This window comes from Streptococcus oralis (assembly GCF_003943385.1).
Taxonomy (GTDB): domain Bacteria; phylum Bacillota; class Bacilli; order Lactobacillales; family Streptococcaceae; genus Streptococcus; species Streptococcus oralis_CA.
Map to the genome: position 1 here is coordinate 62,294 of NZ_RJPI01000010.1, position 20,990 is coordinate 83,283.

General features: G+C 41.2%; 19 protein-coding genes and 1 pseudogene. 3 read left to right on the plus strand and 17 right to left on the minus strand.

Annotated elements, in window-relative coordinates:
- The 6 genes and pseudogenes from murD to D8803_RS07780 all read right to left on the minus strand — a co-directional run bounded on the left by murD (window position 1) and on the right by D8803_RS07780 (window position 5,511).
- Window positions 1-1,353: a UDP-N-acetylmuramoyl-L-alanine--D-glutamate ligase gene (gene murD, locus D8803_RS07755; RefSeq protein ID WP_131200767.1), complete on the minus strand. Its 1,353-nt coding sequence runs from the start codon at window positions 1,351-1,353 to the stop codon at window positions 1-3.
- Window positions 1,354-1,456: 103 nt separating this feature from the next.
- Window positions 1,457-1,633, minus strand: a pseudogene (locus tag D8803_RS07760) (AAA family ATPase); the annotation flags it as partial.
- Between the two features lie 70 nt (window positions 1,634-1,703).
- The gene (locus tag D8803_RS07765; RefSeq protein WP_131200768.1) at window positions 1,704-2,108 is read right to left on the minus strand and encodes a PaaI family thioesterase; all 405 of its coding nucleotides are present in this window, start codon (window positions 2,106-2,108) and stop codon (window positions 1,704-1,706) included.
- A gap of 69 nt (window positions 2,109-2,177) precedes the next feature.
- The gene (locus D8803_RS07770) at window positions 2,178-3,665 is read right to left on the minus strand and encodes a UDP-glucose--hexose-1-phosphate uridylyltransferase (RefSeq protein WP_131200769.1); all 1,488 of its coding nucleotides are present in this window, start codon (window positions 3,663-3,665) and stop codon (window positions 2,178-2,180) included.
- Entirely contained in the window at window positions 3,662-4,321 is a 660-nt protein-coding gene (locus D8803_RS07775) for an HAD family hydrolase (RefSeq protein ID WP_084975694.1), read from the minus strand. The genes D8803_RS07770 and D8803_RS07775 overlap by 4 nt, the downstream gene beginning before the upstream one ends.
- Window positions 4,322-4,332: 11 nt before the next feature.
- Window positions 4,333-5,511, minus strand: coding sequence for a galactokinase (locus tag D8803_RS07780; RefSeq protein ID WP_125416238.1), 1,179 nt, complete (start codon window positions 5,509-5,511; stop codon window positions 4,333-4,335).
- 164 nt (window positions 5,512-5,675) lie between these two features.
- Here D8803_RS07780 and galR point away from each other — a divergent pair, with 164 nt between their 5' ends.
- Window positions 5,676-6,680: a DNA-binding transcriptional regulator GalR gene (gene galR / locus D8803_RS07785; RefSeq protein WP_131200770.1), complete on the plus strand. Its 1,005-nt coding sequence runs from the start codon at window positions 5,676-5,678 to the stop codon at window positions 6,678-6,680.
- Between the two features lie 53 nt (window positions 6,681-6,733).
- On the opposite strand, the gene D8803_RS07790 is transcribed toward galR, so the two are convergent.
- Entirely contained in the window at window positions 6,734-9,259 is a 2,526-nt protein-coding gene (locus D8803_RS07790) for an ATP-binding cassette domain-containing protein (RefSeq protein WP_131200771.1), read from the minus strand.
- A gap of 109 nt (window positions 9,260-9,368) precedes the next feature.
- Window positions 9,369-10,268, minus strand: a complete 900-nt coding sequence (locus D8803_RS07795; protein ID WP_131200772.1) for a cation diffusion facilitator family transporter — start codon at window positions 10,266-10,268, stop codon at window positions 9,369-9,371.
- A gap of 130 nt (window positions 10,269-10,398) precedes the next feature.
- Here D8803_RS07795 and D8803_RS07800 point away from each other — a divergent pair, with 130 nt between their 5' ends.
- Together D8803_RS07800 and D8803_RS07805 are read left to right on the plus strand one after the other, a co-directional pair.
- Window positions 10,399-10,953, plus strand: a complete 555-nt coding sequence (locus D8803_RS07800; protein WP_131200773.1) for a TetR/AcrR family transcriptional regulator — start codon at window positions 10,399-10,401, stop codon at window positions 10,951-10,953.
- Window positions 10,954-10,979: 26 nt separating this feature from the next.
- Window positions 10,980-11,312, plus strand: a complete 333-nt coding sequence (locus D8803_RS07805) for a glucuronide permease (RefSeq protein WP_131200774.1) — start codon at window positions 10,980-10,982, stop codon at window positions 11,310-11,312.
- A 91-nt stretch (window positions 11,313-11,403) separates the two neighbouring features.
- Here D8803_RS07805 and D8803_RS07810 read toward each other — a convergent pair whose 3' ends face one another.
- The 9 genes from D8803_RS07810 to D8803_RS07850 form a co-directional block, all read right to left on the minus strand.
- A complete protein-coding gene (locus D8803_RS07810) occupies window positions 11,404-12,924 on the minus strand; it encodes an ABC transporter permease/substrate-binding protein (protein ID WP_131200775.1) in 1,521 nt (506 codons plus the stop codon).
- Complete coding sequence (locus tag D8803_RS07815) at window positions 12,917-13,645, minus strand: ABC transporter ATP-binding protein (RefSeq protein ID WP_131200776.1); 729 nt, start codon at window positions 13,643-13,645, stop codon at window positions 12,917-12,919. The genes D8803_RS07810 and D8803_RS07815 overlap by 8 nt, the downstream gene beginning before the upstream one ends.
- Window positions 13,646-13,659: 14 nt before the next feature.
- A complete protein-coding gene (locus D8803_RS07820; protein WP_131200777.1) occupies window positions 13,660-14,424 on the minus strand; it encodes a nuclear transport factor 2 family protein in 765 nt (254 codons plus the stop codon).
- A 3-nt stretch (window positions 14,425-14,427) separates the two neighbouring features.
- On the minus strand, window positions 14,428-14,865 hold the full coding sequence (locus D8803_RS07825; RefSeq protein WP_042902612.1) for a MarR family winged helix-turn-helix transcriptional regulator: 438 nt from the start codon (window positions 14,863-14,865) through the stop codon (window positions 14,428-14,430).
- A 143-nt stretch (window positions 14,866-15,008) separates the two neighbouring features.
- The gene (locus tag D8803_RS07830; protein ID WP_131200785.1) at window positions 15,009-16,202 is read right to left on the minus strand and encodes an O-antigen ligase family protein; all 1,194 of its coding nucleotides are present in this window, start codon (window positions 16,200-16,202) and stop codon (window positions 15,009-15,011) included.
- A gap of 132 nt (window positions 16,203-16,334) precedes the next feature.
- Window positions 16,335-17,777, minus strand: a complete 1,443-nt coding sequence (gene gtfA, locus D8803_RS07835; RefSeq protein ID WP_131200778.1) for a sucrose phosphorylase — start codon at window positions 17,775-17,777, stop codon at window positions 16,335-16,337.
- Between the two features lie 205 nt (window positions 17,778-17,982).
- The gene (locus D8803_RS07840; protein ID WP_131200779.1) at window positions 17,983-18,816 is read right to left on the minus strand and encodes a carbohydrate ABC transporter permease; all 834 of its coding nucleotides are present in this window, start codon (window positions 18,814-18,816) and stop codon (window positions 17,983-17,985) included.
- A gap of 16 nt (window positions 18,817-18,832) precedes the next feature.
- Window positions 18,833-19,705, minus strand: coding sequence for a carbohydrate ABC transporter permease (locus D8803_RS07845; protein ID WP_131200780.1), 873 nt, complete (start codon window positions 19,703-19,705; stop codon window positions 18,833-18,835).
- Window positions 19,706-19,723: 18 nt separating this feature from the next.
- On the minus strand, window positions 19,724-20,974 hold the full coding sequence (locus D8803_RS07850) for an extracellular solute-binding protein (RefSeq protein WP_131200781.1): 1,251 nt from the start codon (window positions 20,972-20,974) through the stop codon (window positions 19,724-19,726).
- Window positions 20,975-20,990 lie beyond the last annotated feature (16 nt).

Consider the following 20,990-nt stretch of genomic DNA (forward strand, 5'->3'; position numbering starts at 1 on the left):
TTATTCCTTTAACTCCGCTACTGTGTCGATGAAAAGATCTCCACGTACTTCAAAGTTAGCATACATATCCCAGCTAGCATTGGCAGGACTGAGGATAACCACATCTCCTTGAGTCGCGAGCTCATAAGCCTTGCGGGTCGCATCAGCAATATCTGTCGCATCTACATAAGCAACACCAGCCTTATCCGCTGCCCGTTTGACACGTTCAGCAGACTGACCAAGGATGACCATCTTCTTGAGCCCTGTGATGTCTGGCACCAATTCGTCAAACTCATTTCCACGGTCCAAACCACCTGCAATCAAGATGACCTTGCTATTGTCAAATCCTGACAAGGCTTTTTGAGTGGCCAGGATATTGGTTGATTTGCTATCATTATAGAATTTGACACCCTGAATTTCATCCACAAATTGGAGACGGTGTTTGACACCACCAAAGGCTGAAAGAGTTTCCTTGATGGTTTGGTTGTCTACACCACGAAGCTTGGCTACAGCAATGGTAGCAAGGGCATTTTCTACATTGTGGCTACCTGGAACACCGATTTCACTCGCTGCCATGACCACTTCCCCACGGAAGTAGAGTTGACCATCTGCAAGATAGGCTCCATCAACCTTTTCAAGTGTTGAAAATGGAACAACAGTGGCTTGTGTTTTAGTAGCCAATTCTTTTGCCAAGTCTTGGTTAAAATTCAAAACAAGGAAATCAGCTGCTGTCATCTTGTTCTGGATATTCCACTTAGCTGCCACATACTCCTCAAAAGAACCATGGTAGTCGATATGAGTGGGCATAAGGTTTGTAATAACCGCAATCTCAGGATGGAATTCTTGGACACCCATCAGTTGGAAAGAAGAAAGTTCCATGACAAGCGTGTCCTTAGCTGTTGCAGTTTGAGCCACTTGACTTGCAGGATAGCCGATATTCCCTGATAAGAGACCATGTTGACCAGCAGCAGTCAAAACTTCCCCAATCATAGTCGTTGTAGTCGTTTTTCCATTTGATCCAGTAATACCAACAATCGGCGCATCTGAGATCAAGTAAGCCAACTCTACCTCAGTCAAGACTGGAATCCCCTTTGCCAAAGCCTTTTCAATCATGGGATTGCTATAAGGGATACCTGGATTTTTCACCATCAGAGCAAAATCTTCATCCAAGAGCTCCAAAGGATGCCCACCAGTGACAACCTTGATTCCCTCTTCTAGCAAACTTTGTGCAGCAGGATTTTCCTCAAAAGGCTTGCCGTCATTTACCGTCACAATGGCTCCCAGCTTGTCCAACAAACGGGCCGCAGACTCACCAGACTTAGCCAAACCTAAAACAAGTACTTTCTTATTTTTAAATTGATCGATTACTTTCATGTCTCAAACTCCATTTCTACTCCTACTATTTTACCATTTTTACGGAAATAAAAAAGCCACAAAGTGTATTTGTGACTCTTTCTTCTAACTTAATGTTCTCTTATCATCGATGAGATAAATCGGTAACTCGAATGACTTGATCCACTTGCTCCCAGATAAGAGGATTGTGGGTCGCAATAATAATCGTTCGATTCGGATTTTTTAAAGATTCTAGGATAGAAAGTAGCTCCTCAGAATTTTTGGGGTCTAGTGAAGCGGTTGGTTCATCTGCGAGAATCAAAACTAACCTGCACTCCAAAAGTTCGACAAAAAATATTTAACCCTTAGAGTGCAGGTCAACTCTCAGTACTTTATATCCTTACCTGTCTTTCTGCTGACCTTTGTCCTGTGACAAACATGGTGAAGGTTGCTTTACAGACATTTCTGCCTTCTTGATTGGTGATATCGACATCTACCACACAGGTTGTGCGACCTTGATGGACACATTCTCCTTTAATGGTCAGTACATCGTCGAGTTTTCCTGCCTTGAGGTAGTTGATAGAGGATTGGAGCGTCACTCCATCAAGCCCCAGCGAGATGACCACCAATCCACTGATCTGGTCACAGAGGGTAAAGAGATAGCCACCATGGGCATTGCCATAGTAATTGAGCGACGAGTCCACCACTTTCGTCGTCACCACAACATGACCATCTCTCATTTTGTCTATTTCGTAATTTTCAAAGGCAGATATAGCATCAAAATGAAAATCTTTCATCGTTTCCTCCTGATAGTTCAAACGACACTATGATACTACTTTTTATAGGACTGTGCAAGGAGAAAGCTCCTAGTCTGGTAAAATTCCAACCTGCTCAACAAAGCGCATAAAGGCTGCCTGTCCCTGCTCCGTTTGCTTGTAAACTCCTGCGTCCTCCAGAACACGCGCAAAAATAGCACCCACAGAGTCCTTGACGATTTCAAGGGCTTTTTCTTTATCTGCTAGGTCCGGATGTTGGGCTTTGAGTTGGTCTGCCCATTCCTGATGATAGTCGACAACTATGTCACCATCTCCCACGAGGTAGCTAGCGACTTGCTCCACTTCTGCTTTCAGACGTGGTGGCAAAATAGCCAAGCCCATGACCTCAATCAAGCCGATATTTTCTTTCTTGATATGTTGAACATCCTTGTGGGGATGATAGATTCCATCAGGATGCTCTGGCGATGTCTGATTGTCTCGCAAGACCAAGTCCAACTCAAACTTTCCGTCACGTTTACGAGCAATCGGTGTGATGGTGTGATGTGGTGTCCCGTCTGTTTCTGCCAAAATCTGCACTGCAGGGTCTGAATACTGGCGCCATTCCTGCAAAATCTTATCGGCCAAGTTGATCAAATCCTCTTTAGAATCCGAGGTCAAACGTAGCACTGACATAGGCCACTTGACAATCCCAGCCTTGACCTGCTCAAAACCTGCAAAGCGGAAGGCCTTTTGCAGAGGAGCCAATTCCATAGGAAAAACATGTCGCCCTCCCTGATAGTGATCATGAGTCAAGATAGACCCTCCCACAATCGGCAGGTCCGCATTAGAACCCGCAAAATAGCCTGGAAACTGTTCTACGATAGCCAGCAGACGCTCAAAGCTGAGACGGCTGATAGCCATGGGACGATGCTGACCGTCTAAGAAGATACAGTGCTCATTAAAATAAGCATAAGGCGAATACTGGAAGCCCCACTCCTGACCCGCCATTTCAAAACGGATAATGCGGTGATTGCTACGAGCTGGATGGTTAATTCGACCATGGTAGCCTTCATTCTCTAGACAAAGCTGACACTGGGGATAATTGCTAGCTTGCACCAACTTGGCTGCCGCAATCTCCTTTGGATCCTTTTCAGGCTTAGAGAGGTTGATGGTAATCTCAAGTTCTCCATAGTCAGATGGTACACGATAAGCAATATTTTTAGCAATGGCCTTGAGTTTGATGTAGTCATTTTTCTGGCTGAGCTGGTAAAAATCTGCAATTGCTTGCTCGGGAGATTGGGCGTAGGTTGCCCAAAAGTCACGATTGACCTGACTTGGACAAGGGGTTACCAAATCCATTAGTTCAGCACCGAGGATTTCACGCGCAGCCAGACTATCTTCAATCGTTTCCATGCAAACGGCTTCCTCAACAAGCTGATCTTTAAGGTCAATCAAGTTATCTGGGTCAGTCTCAACATCCAAAACACCTTCGCCCACTCGAGCCAAGACACGATTGGTCAGGTAGATTCGATCCATTTCCTCAAATGAACTTTCACCAATGACTTCCGTGATAAATGCATCTAGAACTCCCTGACTCATTGATTCTCCTTCTTACTTTCTAAATAGTCTCTGACAGCATCTAAATCCTGAAAAACTTGTTCTGTTTTATTTAAGAAAGACTGTGCTGGCATTTTCAAGTCTGGAATACAAATAACTGGTATCCCAGCTCTATACGCTGCTTCAATCCCTGCTTCACTATCCTCTAATACTAAGCAATTCTCTGGTAAAACATTCAAATCACTGCAGGCCTTTAAAAATATATCAGGGTAAGGTTTGCTTCGCTTTACATCTTTTGCAAAAACTAGATGGTCAAATAGGGACAGTATACCATTACTATCCAAAATCATTCTAGCTCTAGATTCAACACTTGAAGTTGCTAAAGCGATTGGAATACCTTCTCTTTGCAAAAAAGCAAGCAAATTTTTAGCACCTTTTTTTAAATTTACACCTTTGGCTAATATTCGAGCTTCCAGTTCATAAACTTTTTCCAAGGTTTGGTCAAAGTTCCAAGGTAAATCATAGGTATCCAAAAATCGTTGAACATTCTCCTCTTCCCTATGTCCACTGTATTCTCTAGAATAGGTTTCTTCTGTGAAAGGAATTCCAAAATCTTCAAGCAATTCTTGATAAACTTTTAGAGAAATGATCTCAGTATCAGCTAATAAGCCATCTAAATCAAATATTACAGCTTCCATTTACTTCTCTCCTAGTCTAAAACTCGAGTCCCCGATGCAACTTCAGCGATATAGAAGCTTGGAGCATATCCAACGACTTCCTCGTAGCGTTTGCCTACAGCTTCCTTAAAGGCCTCAACATCATCTTTTTGCACCAAGGCAATGGCACAGCCACCAAAACCTGCTCCTGTCATACGAGCACCCAGAACACCTTCCTGATTCCAAGCAGTGTGAACAAGGGTATCCAATTCCAAGCCAGTTACTTCATAATCATGCTCAAGAGAAACGTGAGAAGCATTCATCAAGCGACCAAATGTTTCCAAATCACCTGCCTGAAGAGCTGCTTGAGCTTTAAGAGTACGTTGATTTTCAAGCACAGCATGGCGAGCACGTTTTAAACGATTTTCGTCTTTAATCAGATAGCTGTATTGGTCAAAGGCCCACTCATCCAATTCACCCAAGGTCTGAATATCCAAGGCAACTTGCAATTCTTCTACTGCTTTTTCACACTCAGCACGGCGTTCATTATACTTAGAATCTGCTAGTTCACGACGTTTGTTGGTGTTCATGATAACAACAACATTGTCCTTCAAATCAAGTGGCACCAAGTCATACTCCAAGTTGTTGGTATCTAGGTAAATGGCACGTTGGTCAGCTCCCATACCGATAGCAAACTGGTCCATGATACCAGAATTCACTCCGATAAAGTTATTTTCTGTTTGTTTTCCGATTTTTACCAAATCCAGACGGTCTAGTTTTAAATCAAAGAGATGCTCTGCCACAACACCAGTCAAAAGTTCCAAAGATGCCGATGATGACAAGCCAGCTCCATTTGGGATATTCCCATAAACATAAAAATCAAACCCTTTGTCAATCACGTGCCCAGCTTCTTGCAAGAAATGAAGAACTCCTTTTGGATAGTTGGTCCAGCTGTGCTCTTTTTCAAATTTGAGGTCAGCAAGAGGCACTTCGATGATACCCTTGTCCTCAAAGTTGGCTGAGTAGAAACACAAAACTTGGTCGTCACGCTTGCGAGCCGCTCCATAGGTTCCCAAGGAAATAGCCGCTGGAAAAACGTGCCCACCGTTGTAGTCTGTGTGTTCACCAATCAGATTGATACGACCTGGTGAAAAGAAAGTTTGGTCTGCTTCTTGACCAAAAACGGCAAGAAAGTCTTTGCGAAGGGCTTCAGCAGTAAGATGTTGTGTCATATGAATTCTCCTTTGACTGTCCGTTAAGTCATCTTAACGTGTAATCGTTTTCTTCTATTGTATCCAAGGCTTTTGCTAAGGTCAATCCTTTTTACTAAAGTTTTACTAAACAATCGGTAAAAAGAAGAAAAATATGATATACTAACCTAAAAGAAGGAGGATTTATGGCTACCTTAAAAGACATTGCACAGCTAGCCTCTGTCTCTATCGCGACCGTATCTCGTGTCCTCAATCGCGACCAGAGCCTATCTGTCACAGAAGAAACCCGACACCGCATTTTAACCGTCGCTGAAGAGCTGGGCTACACCAAGCACCTCAAGACAGGCGAATCCCACAAACCCAAGCAAAAGATTGCTATTATCCAATGGGTCAGCGAACAAGGGGAGTTGGACGACCTCTACTACTACCAGATTCGTCTCGGTATTGAAAAAAGAGCCCAAGAGTTGGACTATGATATCTTGCGCTATTTTAATGACCATCCTTTTACATTAAGCGAGGAAGTGATTGGCATTCTCTGCATCGGAAAATTTAGCCGATCACAAATCTCTGCCTTTGAAGAATACCAAAAACCCCTAGTCTTTTTAGACAGCGATACTCTTTCATTGGGACATACCTGTATTATCACTGACTTTTACACTGCTGTAAAACAAGTTGTAGACCATTTCCTCAGCCAGGGGCTGGATCGGATTGGAATTCTCACAGGCCTTGAGGAAACAACCGATCAGGAAGAAATTATCCAAGATAAGCGACTAGAAAATTTCAAAGACATTACCCAAGCAAAAGGTATCTACCATGAAGAACTGATCTTTCAGGGGATCTTTACTGCCCAGTCTGGCTATGACCTGATGAAGGAGGCCATTCACAAGTTGGGTGATAAACTCCCACCAGCCTTTTTCGCCGCCAGCGATAGTTTAGCCATCGGTGCCCTTCGTGCCCTTCAAGAAGCTGGAATTAGCCTACCAGACCGCGTCAGCCTCATTTCTTTTAACGACACTAGCCTGACCAAGCAAGTCTACCCTCCCCTCTCTAGTATCACGGTCTATACTGAGGAAATGGGCCGAGCAGGTATGGATATTCTTAACAAGGAAGTTCTCCATGGTCGGAAAATCCCTAGCCTGACTATGCTGGGAACCAGACTGACTTTGAGAGAAAGTACAAGGAACGAATAGAAAAAAGGTGGATAAAGAAATATTCCTTTATCCACCTTTTTGGGGTTTAATTGTTATTCGCTACGAAGCGATTCGACTGGGTCTTTCTTGGCGGCGATGCATGAAGGAATTAGACCGGCTAACATGGTGAGGACAATCGAAATACCGATAAGGATTAGAGCTACTTCTTTTGGTAATTGCGCTACATTTTCCACATTTGTCATTTTCGCAACAATCGCATTGATTGGGAATGTCGCAAGAAAGGTAATCGCGATACCGAGCACCCCAGAGATCAATCCTTCAATGGCTGTTTCAGCAGTGAAGATACGACGAATATCTTTCTTCGAAGCCCCCATTGCACGTAGGATTCCGATTTCTTTTGTACGTTCGAGAACTGAAATGTACGTGATAATCGAAATCATTATAGAAGATACAATGAGTGAGATGGCCACAAAGCCAACGAGTACTGTTGTCACTACGCCAACCAATGTCGTAATTGAAGACATGATAGTTTGGATATCATCTGAATAAGCGAGTACCTTATCGTCTTCTCCAGCTTCTTTTTTCGCTGTGTTATAGGCGTTTATGAACTCTTTTAAGTCTTGTTTTTGTTGGAACGAAGAGGTGTAGAGCTCAATGGCAGCTGGTTTGGATTTGTTGATGACGCCCATTTTTGCGAGGTTTTCCTCGTAAGTTGAAGCCGAATTGTCGTTATATTGTTGGATATACTGCGCCTGTTCTTCAGGCGTCATTTTAGCCAACTGAATTTTTTCTTCTTCGGTTAAATTCTCCGAGCTGAATGGTTTAGGATCTTTGGCAAAGTCTTTACCCGTAAATACATTTAGATTTTGATTGGCTTCCTGTTCCTTAACGATATCACTATTTTGAATGTGTTCGGAAGTGTAATCAATAAGGGCGCTTGTGTAGGCGATTCCTCCTGAAGGAGCATTCACGCCTGAACTTGTGCCTTCTTTTTGGCGAAGGACACCCACAATTTTAAGTTGGAGCCCATTCTCGATTTGAGTTTTCATATAAGAAGCATTATCAATCTTATTGACCCATAAGTTATTTTCTTTCACAAAGCGCTTTGTATTGACAACTGATTTGAAAGTTTTTCCGATAAAATCACTATATTGATACGTTTGAGAAGAGAGTTCATCGAGCTTCTTCGTATCGTTCAATTCACTAGGTTCTTTGATACGTAAACTATAGAGCAACAAATCGCTAATTTGATTGTTTTCATCTACGATAAGGACGAGCTCGGACTTATCTTGTGGGAAGCGTCCTTCCAACACGTCGTACTTGCTTTCTAGCATTGAAGAATCATTAGAAAGTTCACTCCAGTAGTTGAGGTTTTGTAAGTATCCCTTCATCGTTTGGTTCGCTGTTTCTACTTCATTAGCTAAGGTTGAAGGCAGAATACTTTTGGGTCCGTTGGAAGTATCACTTGCATAGATAAACGGTTGTAAATTGTATCGGTAACGAATGTCTTTTGTGAGAGATTCGACCTTCGAAGCGTGTTCCTCCAAGTAAGTCTTGAAGGAAGCTAAGTCGTTCTTTCCGATTTGTTTTTTCAATAAATTAGTTAAAACCGTATTGATACCGAGCTCATGATTATCCTTGTAAGGCTTCTCGCTCAAATCTGGAGAGGTCGCCAACAAGTTGCTCTGGTTCTGCTCGCTAATCGTCAGTGGGAGAGAGACGAGAGTATCTTCCTGCACCTTTTTAACGTAGTCACTCACACCATTTGAAAGGGCTAAGATAAGGGCAATCCCGATAATCCCGATGGAACCCGCAAAAGCTGTTAGTAAGGTACGACCTTTCTTCGTCAATAGGTTATTAAAGGAAAGTACAAGAGCGGTTATAAAGCTCATCTTCGTCTTCGTGAACTGGATGTCGACTTGCTTTGTCTCCTCTGTTGGTTCGCATGGGTTTGAGTCGCTCAAGATGTTTCCGTCTAATACTTGTACGATACGTGTGGAGTACTTCTGTGCCAGCTCTGGGTTATGCGTCACCATGATAACCAAACGTTCCTTGGCGATGTCTTTTAATAAATCCATGATTTGAACAGAAGTCTCAGAATCGAGCGCTCCTGTCGGTTCGTCGGCTAAAACGACTTTTGGATCATTAACAAGAGCACGCGCAATCGCGATTCGTTGCATTTGTCCCCCAGACATTTGACTTGGTTTCTTATATAAATGGTCTTTTAGGCCTACGCGTTCGAGCACTTCGATAGCACGTTTCTTACGTTCTGCTTTTGAAACGCCCGAAAGAGTCATTGCAATTTCTACGTTAGAGAGTGCAGTTTGGTGCCCGATGAGATTATAAGACTGAAAGACGAAACCGATGGTGTGGTTTCTGTAGCTATCCCAATCGCGGTCTTTAAATTGCTTTGTTGATTTTCCTTGGATGAGTAAATCACCAGATGTATATTGATCGAGTCCCCCGATGATATTTAATAGGGTGGTTTTCCCAGAACCCGATTGCCCGAGAATGGAGACAAACTCACTCTCACGGAAGCGAATCGAGATATCCTTTAGCGCGTGGAACTCTTGATTGCCCGTATGATAGACTTTTGAAATGTGCTGTAGCTGTAACATCGCCTATCTCCTTTCAGTGATATATGTAGTCTATCACAATTTCATACTAGAGTAAATATGTTACATTTACAATTCATCAAAAATAATCAACAAATAGAAAATCGACTTCTTATGAATGATAATGTCCATGACTTTGACCTACTTCCAACTCCTCAATTTTTCGCTTATGGGCTCGGTGACTTGCTAGGTTTGCATCAACTTCAATGGTAACATTTTGAAAGCCATAATCTTTGAGTAAATTACGAATGGATTCTTTACAATACTCTATATGTTCAATCTCTTCTAGGCAAACATGAACAATGGCATTTTTTTCCAAACCATCCATAGTCCAGAGATTGAGCTGATTAACACTGGCCACATGGTCTAATTGCTCCAAGTCATTCTTCACTTGTTTGGTATCTACTCCTTCAGGCACAGCATCTAAGAAAATCTTAAGTGTTGACCAAAAGCGAGGAATGGCTTTCCAGAGGATAAAACTAGAAATTAAAAGAGACAAGAGTGGATCAAGAAAGTACCAATCTGTCACATACAAAACACCAGCAACCAGAATGACCGCTAGCCAACCCAGAATATCTTCTAAAAAATGCAAGGTCAGGATAGCTTCGTTCTTGGTCTGACCCTTACGAACAATCAGACTAGCCAAGAGATTGATAAGAATCGCAATAACTCCCAACCACAGCATCCCTTGGTAGTTGACAGGCTGTGGCGATAGGAGGCGAGGAATATTCTCCAAGAGCATCATGACAGATCCTGTCAAAAGGATCAAGGCAGTCAGCATGGCGCCTAGCAGACTGAAGCGTTTATAACCAAGAGTATAACGTTTGTCTTCCTGACGATTGGAAATAGTTTCCAAACAAGCTGATAAACCTATGGCAAGAGCATCACCCAAATCATGGACCGCATCCGCTAATACAGCACTTGAATTGAAGATGCCCCCAAAAATAAATTCGACAACAGAAAATGATAGATTCAAGAAAAAGGCTAGCCAGATAGATGTTTTAGAACTCATTTCTCTCCCTCCTTTGGTATAATAGGTATATATACTTCTTTCATTTGTATTATCTAATAAAATCCAAAGAAAGGATAGAAGCAAACTGTCAGCCTTGTTCAGTTCTGAACAGTTTGTCTCAAGTGTCTATATGCCAAAAAGAGACCGTCGAGTCAGTAAGACTAAAAAAGCCATCTATCAAGCTTTTTTACAACTTTTGAACGACAAGGGCTATGATGCCACTACTGTTCAGGATATCATTGACCTAGCAGATGTTGGGCGCTCCACTTTTTACTGTCACTACGAGAGTAAGGAACTGCTTTTAGATGAACTCTGTCGCTACCTCTTTCATCATCTCTTTGAAAGGGAAGAACACTTGACTACAGAAGACTACCTCGCTCATATCTTTTTACATTTTCAAAAAAATCAAGACCATGTCACCAGTCTTCTTTTTTCCAAAAACGACTACTTTCTCCGCCAACTACACAAGGAACTCGAACACCATGTTTACCCCATGGTAGCGGAGGATTTGCAAGAGGCCTATCCGAACATACCAGCCTCCTACCTCAAACATTTTGTAGTAACCAATTTTATCGAAACACTGACCTGGTGGCTAAAAAAAGGAAAATCTTATACAGAAGACCAAGTAGTGAGATTTTACTTAGATGTGATTGAGATGACTTCTACAAAATCACTTGATATCTAATCCTGTTACGAAGAAAGGAATCAACTATGTTAAATTCTATTATCCTAGGAATTCTAACGATTGTATTGGCTCTTATTTTCTCCCTCCTTCATCTCGCGGCAGCTTTCGCAGCCATGAAACAAAAGAACTACAGTCTGGGAAACACGTGCATCTTGGTCGGCAGTTGTCTCACTTCACTAGCTCTTGCTATCTTTTTCTTCGTTCCACTAGCAACGATCATCTTATGGATAGTGGGCTCTAGCATCATCTGCTACGGTGCTTACTGGAATGGGCGACAGCAAGAAAACCAACATATATCGCACCACATTATAAGGGGCACACTAGCGGCTTTGATTGCTCTCTTGTTTATCTTACTCTAACACTAAAAATCCCATCTCGTCTATAATTCGAGATGGGATTTTGTCTGCTGAAGAAAATTGCTAGTGGCTGCCACCTGATTTTCCTCTCCATTTATTTCTTCAACAAACCTTGTTCTTGTAGAAATTCTTTGGCTACTTGTTCTGCTGACTTGCCTTCAACTCCGACTTGGTAGTTGAGCTGGCTCATCTGGCTTTCAGTAATTTTACCTGCTAGTTTATTGAGAACTGGCTCCAACTCAGGATGTTTCTTGAGAAGAGCTTCTTTCATGAGTGGAGCCCCTTGATAAGGTGGGAAGAGTTGCTTGTCATCTTCTAAGACCTGCAAATCATAACGCGCCAACTCTGCATCCGTCGAATAGGCATCCGTAATTTGAATATCGCCTGACTGAATTGCCTGATAGCGAAGAGCTGGCTCCATGGTCGCTACGTTGAGATTGAGACCATACATTGATTGCAAGCCCTTATTGCCATCTTCACGGTCATTAAATTCGAGTGTAAAACCTGCCTTCAGCTGCCCTCCCACTTTTTTCAAGTCCGAAATGGTCTTCAAGCCATATTCTTGAGCAATCCTTTTCGGAACAGCTACAGCGTAGGTGTTTTGATAGGACATAGGTTTGAGATAGGCTAGATGATCTTGTTTGGCAATGCCATCACGCGCCACTTGATAAACCTGATCTGGTTCATGACCTACTTTAGGTGCTGGTTGAAGCAAACTTTCAGTTACCGTACCCGTAAATTCAGGATAGATATCAATATCCCCTTTTTTCAGAGCTTCATAGAGGAAGCTTGTTTTCCCAAAATTCGGCTTAACAGTCGCAGTCATACTGGTATTTTCTTCAATCAGCAACTTATACATATTAGCCAAAATTTCTGGTTCCGGTCCCAATTTCCCAGCAATCACCAAGTTTTCTTTCTCTTTTTGAGCTAAGAGGGCTGGACTATAAGACAGACCGAGCAATAAGGTCACCAAGGCAAAACCAGAAAAAATCGTCCGCAATTTTGCTTTTTCCATCACTTTTAGTAGGAAGTTAAAGGCAATGGCCAGCACTGCAGAAGAAAGAGCACCAATCAAAATCAGACTGGTATTATTTCGGTCAATTCCCAAAAGGATAAAGGAACCCAGTCCGCCAGCCCCAATTAAGGCTGCTAAGGTTGCCGTACCGATAATCAAGACCGCTGCCGTCCGAATCCCAGACATTATAACAGGCATGGCAAGTGGAATTTCAAATTTCTTGAGACGCTCCCATCTGGTCATCCCAAAAGCAATCCCAGCCTCTTGTAGACTTGGATCAATCCCCTTCAGCCCAGTGATGGTATTTTGCAAAATCGGGAAAATCGCATAAATCACCAGAGCAGTCAAAGCAGGCAAGGTTCCAATTCCCATCAAGGGAATAAAGAGCCCCAACAAGGCCAGTGACGGGATAGTCTGGAAAATCCCTGCAATCTGCAAGACCCAGTCTGCCAATTTCTCATGATAGCGAAGATAAACAGCCAAAGGAATCGTTATAAAAATAGCTAGTAACAAAGTCAAAAGCGACAACTGCAAATGTTGAGATAGAGCTGTTACCCAATCACCAAAACGCTCCTGAAAAGTTGATATCAAATTAGCCATGAACACTACCTCCAAACAAGTCTGCTACAAAGTCCGTTGCAGGAGCTTTTAAAATCGTCTCAGGGTTCGCCACCTGACGAATCTCTCCGTCCTGCAAGACAGCAATACGATCACCTAATTTCAGAGCTTCATCCGTATCATGGGTCACAAAAATAGTTGTCATCCCAAACTCTTTATGCAATTCTTTCGTCAGAACCTGCAACTGTTTTCTCGAAATGGCATCCAAGGCCGAAAAAGGTTCATCCATGAGTAGAATCTTAGGTTGACCAATCATGGCCCGGACAATGCCCACCCGTTGCTGTTCTCCACCAGATAATTCACTAGGAAGTCGATGTCCATACTCAGCTACTGGTAAACCAACCTTATCCAAAAGCTCTTCTGTTTTCTTCGCAATCTCTTCCTTACTCCACCCCTTCATTTCAGGAATGAGAGCAATGTTTTCTGTAACTGTTAGATTGGGAAAAAGAGCAATGGCCTGTAAAACATAACCTGTGGAAAGGCGCAGCTCACGCTCATCATAGTCTTTGATGCGCTTGCCATCCATATAAATATTTCCATCAGTGGGTTCCAAGAGACGATTAATCATCTTAATCATGGTCGTCTTACCTGACCCAGAAGGCCCAACTAAAACCATGAACTCCCCATTCTCAATTCGTAAATTGACATCTCTCAAGACATCCTTTTCTGTGTAGCATAGCGCTACATTTTTGTATTCAATCATTCTTAGTCCTCAATTTAAAATTTCCCTCGGTTGGTCAAGTCTTCTACCTTAGGCATGACTTCTTTATTGTCCCAATGCTCAACAATCAAGCCATTCTCCAAACGGAAGATGTCATACTGGGCATAGGCAACGCCATCAATCTGAGTCTGGCCATAGCTGACCACATAGTTTCCTTGTCCCAAAAGCTGGAAAACAAAGTCGAAAGTAACCCCGTGCTCAGCTACATAGTCTTTATAAGCCTGACTTCCTTGTCCAATCTCATGATTATGCTGAATCAAATCGTCTGCCACATAATCACTCCACTGCTCCAGCTCCCCATTTTGGAAAATTTCTGTCAAGAAACGACGAACCAACTTTTTATTTGCTGCTGTTTTGTCCAAATCCTTGATCTCAAAATCACCAAAAATCTGATCTAATTGGCCATTTTCAGGTGTTCGATAGTAGTCAATGACATCCCAATGCTCCACGATGCGTCCATTCTCATCCGCACGGAAAGTATCTGTCGTTACCCATTGAGCTTCCCCGCCATTGAGAAATTGATGGACATGGACAAAGACCAGATTGCCATCCTCAATGGTGCGAACAATCTTCATCTCACGCTCAGGATGGCGCTCAAAGAAATTTGCAAAGAAAGCCGCAAACCCTTCTTTCCCATCTGGCACACCTGTCGAGTGTTGAATGTAGGTATCTCCTACAGACTGGGCTTGAGCCTCAGCAACTCGTCCATCTTGAATAGCATGAATGTATAGGTTGTGAGCATTTTCAACTTGTTTTGACATGATTTATGCCTCATTTTCTTTTAAATTTTCTAAGATGCGTTCTTGATAACTTTCAAATTGACGAATTTCTTCCTCAGTGAATCCTTTATAAAAAATTGCATCCAATTTTTGACTGACACGCTGGCCAATTTCTTTCTGGGACAAACCTTGCTCCGTTAGCTTGACATACTTCTTTCTCTTATCTATTCCACATGGGCTAATGATGACCAGGTTTTGCTCCTCAAGTTTCTTTATCATGGTTGTGAGCGTATTGTTAGCAAGTCCAGTCGCCAGCGCAATATCTGTGGCTGTAGCGCAACCTGTCTCACTATTCCATAAAACCGCTAAAATCTTTCCCTGTTCACTCCGATAAAGAGCCTCAGGATCCTGACTCAGTAACTTTTGAAAAATCCGCCCATTCAATAAACGAATATGATGGGCAACTAAATGACTATCTTTCATGATCTCTCCAATTTATTTCTATATCGAATTGTTTTTATTGTAACACCCGCCATTCCATCTGTCAACTATTTCGATTTAGAAATGATTTCCACCAACAAAAAAGACCTCCTACCTAGAGTAGAAGATCTTCACTATTTATTAACTTAATCTGTCATGTCTGATACCAAAGTTCGACGCTCCAATGGAATACTGCACATAACTAACAAGAAAATGAAGCCTGACTGAATCCAGAAAAGGGCCAAGTCAAAGATTCCATGCACAGCAACCACTGTAAGGAAAGATAGATAAAGACCGATAATTGGACGTTTCCCCGACTCCTGACTCATATCCATCATCAAACGAACAGGAGCAACAGAAGACAAAGCTAATAAAATGGTTCCCACAATTCCGTAACTCAGAATCGTATCAATATAAAGGCTGTGAGCATGTTCATGATAAGGAGCATTTATCCGAGGATAAGAGTGCATATAGGTCAATGGCCCCTCCCCCCAAAAAGGATTTTGCTTAAACAAGGCCATCCCAGCATCCCAGATAGAAATGCGTTCTTCCATAGAGGAATCTAAAGTCCCCATCCGAACTCCCAAATCACTAGAAAAAAGGAAACTCAAGCCAATCGCAAAGACCCCGATACTAAGCCAAAAGGCCTTCCAGTTTTTAATGGTTGTAAAGAGATAAATGATTGCACCAGCGATGATGGCAGGAAAGGCTGTTCTATTTTGCGTAAAATTCAAACCAAATAGATTCACAAAACCTGCTAGCACACAAAAGACTTTCAACCATCTTAGCTTCGTCGTTGTAAAGAGATAAAAGGCAATCATGATACAGAAGCAACAAATGATCCCATAGTAGTTAGGATTAAAGAAGGTCACCTCTGCACGGTTTTGGTGCCATACTTGCATATTGGGCGAAAGAAAGGCGTAGTTAAATTTCTTTACAATTTGGAAATGCTCCAAAGTAGCAAAAACAGCAGAGAGCACACTACCAAACAAGATTGTCTGCAGAATCAGTCGAAAGAAAGCATGCGTCAGACGTTTCTGATAAAAACTAAAGAAAATGAGGAAGAGAAACATCAGTAAAGATGCAACCAATCCAAGCCAGTTCTTGGCGACGATGGAGATGATACTACTGTAGGCAATAAAAAAGAGAAGTACAGGATGTTTTGCCAATCCTTTGATTATTCCCTTCATCTCCCCAGTAACAAGTAAACCTATCAAATATAAAGCAAAGAGCGCTAAGAATAAATAAAAAGGTAAAAAGATACTTATGATCATCAGATACAAAAAGAAATCTTTTTTCGAAAGCCCTCTTATCTTATCCAGTAATCCAATTGATTTCAAAACGGATCCTTTCTGTTCTGGATTTCTCCAGAAGATAAATGCTAAACTATCTTTATATTTTACCATTTTTTCCGTCATTTGGGAACAATGAACACGTTTTCGCCACAAAAAAACTCTTTCATTAATATAGCATTAGAACTGAATTTTTCTGCCATTTTCCACTACTTGATAGGTCTGACTTTGCAAATCAATTTCTGCTACTGCTGTTACGGACTTGTCTTTATTTTGACGTTTGATTACAATGCTGTGAGCTGTTGGTGTTTCTATCTCAATAGTCCCTTCTAGGTCAAAGGCCTCTGATTGATTACGGAAAGAAAATAGATTGAGAAGAGACTTCACCACAGGACGTTGAACTTCTTCTGCTATTTCCTCGTTGCTATAGTAATGACGATTAATATTTCGACCTTCTTTGGTTTCTTCTAACAATTTCAAGTCATTTTTTCCTGCTAATAGACCCACATAGTAAACCTGAGGAATGCCTGGAGCAAAAGCTTGAATCAAACGAGCGAGGAAATACTTGACATCATCATCTCCAAGCGCAGAATAGTAGGTTGAATTGATTTGGTAGATATCTAGATTGTTATACTCTGCACTAGAGTACTTACGTTTGACATTCGCTCCAACCTTATAGAGCTCATTTGAAGCATAGTCAATTTCCTCATCGGTCAGGATATCTTTGACATCCACCACTCCAATCCCATCATGAGTATCTAGTGTCGTAAATTGCTTCATTGGGCTCATCTTTAACCACTTAGCCAAGCGCTCTGTTCTGGAACTGTAAAGAGTATAAAGGGTCACCATTGGAAGGGCAAAATCGTAAACATAGTAATCATGGTCCGCTATTTTAAACTGAATCGAATAGTGTTCATGAATCTCAGGTAAGAGCTCTGTCCCATACTCAGCAGCGATATCTCGAACTTTGTCCAATAAATCCCAAATATCTGGTTCCACAAAGAAATCATTGGTATCCAATTTCTTCACTGCATATGCAAAAGCATCTAGACGAATCAAATCACATCCATTACTTGCCAAGTGCTGAATGGTCTTACGGATAAATTCCATCGTTACTTCTTTGGTCACATCAAGATCAATCTGCTCCTCACCAAAGGTATTCCACAAATGTTCTACTGAACCATCTGCAAAAAGAATCTCTTGCTTTGGTGCACGATCCTTACGCTTGTAGATTAAATCTACATCAGCCTGTGTCGGACGGTTCTCTGGCCAAAACTTGTCCCAGTTTAGAAAGAGATCTTTAAATTCACTAACTTCATGTTTTTCTTGATAGTCCTTATAGTACTTGGATTGACGAGAAATATGATTAATCATAAAGTCAAACATAAGATAATATTTCTCACCTAAACGCTTAACGTCCTCCCAATCACCAAACGCTGGATCCACTTCATCATAGTCAACTGGTGCAAATCCACGATCACCTGTTGATGGGAAAAATGGTAGAAGGTGAACTCCCCCAATAGCATCGCCAAAATGTTCTTCCAAATTCTCATACAGGTCTTTAAGGTTATTTCCAAGACTATCTGAGTAAGTAATCAACATAGTTTTATTTTGAATGGTCATAGATGGTCTCCTTTTTCTGATGAAAGCCAAGTCTTATATGACCTGGCTTCGTAAATGAAAGATATTTTTAGATTTTTGTTCACTTCGAACTCGTACTAATATAAACTGCAAGTAACTAAGTACGACTTTCTTTTTTCTACATAGAATTGTCAACAAGCTGAACTGTTCCCTCTATGTATGGAATTATAGATTCCCTAAGCACTTCTTACTTCACTGCTCCGTTACTCATTCCTGAAATAATATGTTTTTGGAAGATGAGGTAGACAATGGTTATCGTTACAATTCCCACAATATAAGATGCAAAACTTGGGCCATAGTCATTGAAGTACTGACCTTGGTAGTTGTATTGGAAGAGAGGTAAAGTCCACATCTTGGAATCCTTATTCAGAATCAACAGTGGCAACATAAAGTCATTCCAGAACCAGAGAGCATTGATAATCAAGGTTGTCGCATGCATGGGCTTCAACATTGGAAAAATGATTCGACGATAAATTGTAAAACGATCAGCCCCATCGATTTCCGCAGCTTCATCCAAACTATCTGGTACACTGATTTTTATATAACCAACATACAAGAAGAGAGTCTGTGGAATAGCATAAGTTAGGTAGAGTATTACTAACCCCCACATATTTGCTAGACCGAGTTTACTCATCATAACTGTGATAGGAATCATAATCACCTGAAATGGAACAAATATCCCTAAAATCAAGAGCGAATACATAATTGCAAAGGCTTTTTTCTTGGACATATTTCGAGCAATGGAATAAGCTGCAGCTGGTATAAAGAAAGCTACTACAATCAATGATAACACCGTAATAACAGCTGAATTCCCGAAATAGCCTCCAATCCCATCCGAAATCAAGCGTTCATAGTTACTTAATGTAAAAGGGTTTGGCAAACTAAAGAAATGATTCATGATATCCTTGGTTGTCTTGAAGGAACTAAATACCGTTACCAACAAAGGAACAAGTATAAGAATACCACCGGCTATCAAGAGGACATATTTCCAAAACTGATTCAATTTTTCTTCTTTTTTCATGTGTAGGACTCCTCTATTAGATTTCAAATTTCTTAGATAGCTTGATTTGGATAAGAGAAACAATTCCAATAATTAAGAATAAAATCAAGGCAATTGCATTCGCATATCCATATTGATTACTCTTGAAAGCATAGTTGTAGACTAAAAGTCCAAGAGACGTTGTAGCATTATTTGGACCACCACTCGTCAAGGCAAAAATTTGGTCAAAGGCTGTCAAACCGGACTTAAGAGCTAGGATAAAAACCATAGAAATCGTTGGTAGCAAATAGGGTAATTCAATTTCCCAAAAGGTTTGTTTACTTGTTGCACCATCAATTGATGCTGCCTCTAAAATATCATTTGGAATACTCTGAAGACCAGCAAGAAAGAGAATGATTGGCATTGCTACTCCTTGCCATAGAAGAACAAAAATAGTTGCCACTACCGCTCCGACTGGTGTCCCCAATAGACTCTCTTGTAAAAAGCTAATTCCTAAAATTTTTCCAATCGTTGGAAGCCCATAGTTGAAGAATTGTTTAAAAATCAAGGAAACTGTCAAACCAGACAAAACAGCCGGGAAAAAGAACCAAGCTCTAAAGAAGGTCTGCCCCTTCATCTTAGAATTTAAGGCTCGTGCCACAACCATCCCAATCGTAATCTCTCCAATAATCAATGCCAGAGTTAAAATCAAAGTAAAGGCTATGGCTGTGAAGAATTTCCCATCAATCATCAGCAATTTGTAGTTATTCAAACCAACAAATTTATAATTATAGGTCAATCCAGTCCAGTTAGTCAAACTATAGAAAGCACCTTGTACCATTGGAAAGTAAAAGAAGATAGCTTGTAAAGCAAGCGGGATAAGCAAAAATGTCCAACCCCAGTATTTATTTAAAAATTTTCGAATAGCCATATCATCTTAACTCCTATTCTAGTCCAAATCTGCCTTCATTGGATTAAAGAAAGCATTGAGATTGTTTGCCATATTTTTCAGATTTTTATCCATCAGGTAACCTGCACTTAGATTAAAAAAGTCTTCTTCAGAGTTCCAGCGTTGGCCCAACCAAACATAATGTTTGTCCGTAAATGCCAGTTTAGAAATAGCTGCAAGCGCTGAATCTTCTTTTTCCTGTATGCCTTTTACCGCAACAGGTGATCCATCTACATCATAGTATGACTGCATAGCTTTTGGACTAGTCATATAGCTGATAAATTCTTCGGTTTCCTTAGGGTGTTTGGAAGTAGCTGAAGTTGATAATGCCATATCTCCTGCACCAACAGTGACTTCTTCTCCTACTTCTTCTCCAGGAAAGGCAAACATCCCTACCTCAAATTTTGGATCCTGTTGATTAATTGCCGCTAATGCCCATGATCCTTGTGGCATCATCAAAGCTTTTTCACTCGAAAATGCTACCACCGAATCATTATAAGAGGCACCACGCCAACCATCTTGAGCATTATCTGCTAATAAATCGAGTCGTTCTGCATCTGCTTTTAAAATAGCATCATCTGCAGAGATCGCGTTTGGTTTTGAAAAGCGAAGATAGTTATTAGCCGCGTCTCCACTACCTGTAAGAGTAATGAGAGAAAGTTGGTGGTAACCATTTAATGTCCAGCCTTCATTGCCTGCAACCGCAAATGGAGAATTCCCACTATCTTTTATCTTTTTAACAATCTCTTGAAATTCTTTAAAAGTCTTCGGTTCCTCAAGTCCTAATTCTTTAAACTTCGTTTTATTGTAATAGATTCCATAAAGGTTGGCTGTTAATGGCACACTATAAATCTTGTTATTGATTGCATACTTTTCGGCATAGTCATTCTTGATGTTCTCAAGATAGGGTTTTTCTGTCATATCTGCAAAATAGCCTGCCTTCGCCCACTCCTGAAAATCCATATTTTGAGGATAGACATTAATAATATCTGGAACATCTCCTGATAAAATCCGAGTCTTTAGAACAATTCCAGCTGAAGGTACTGTAGTCAGCTTTACATCAATATTAGGGTGTTCCTTCTCAAAATCATCCACTATCCTTTGCAAGGTATCTGCCATCTCGGTCTTCTGGTTAAAAAACTCAATCGTTACCTTACCATCAGCTGATTGATTGTTCTGACCACAAGCCACTAGGCCTAGTAAACTTGCCACAGCTACTAAAAGAAAACCTGCTTTCTTATACCATTTCATTGGAATGCCTCCTTGA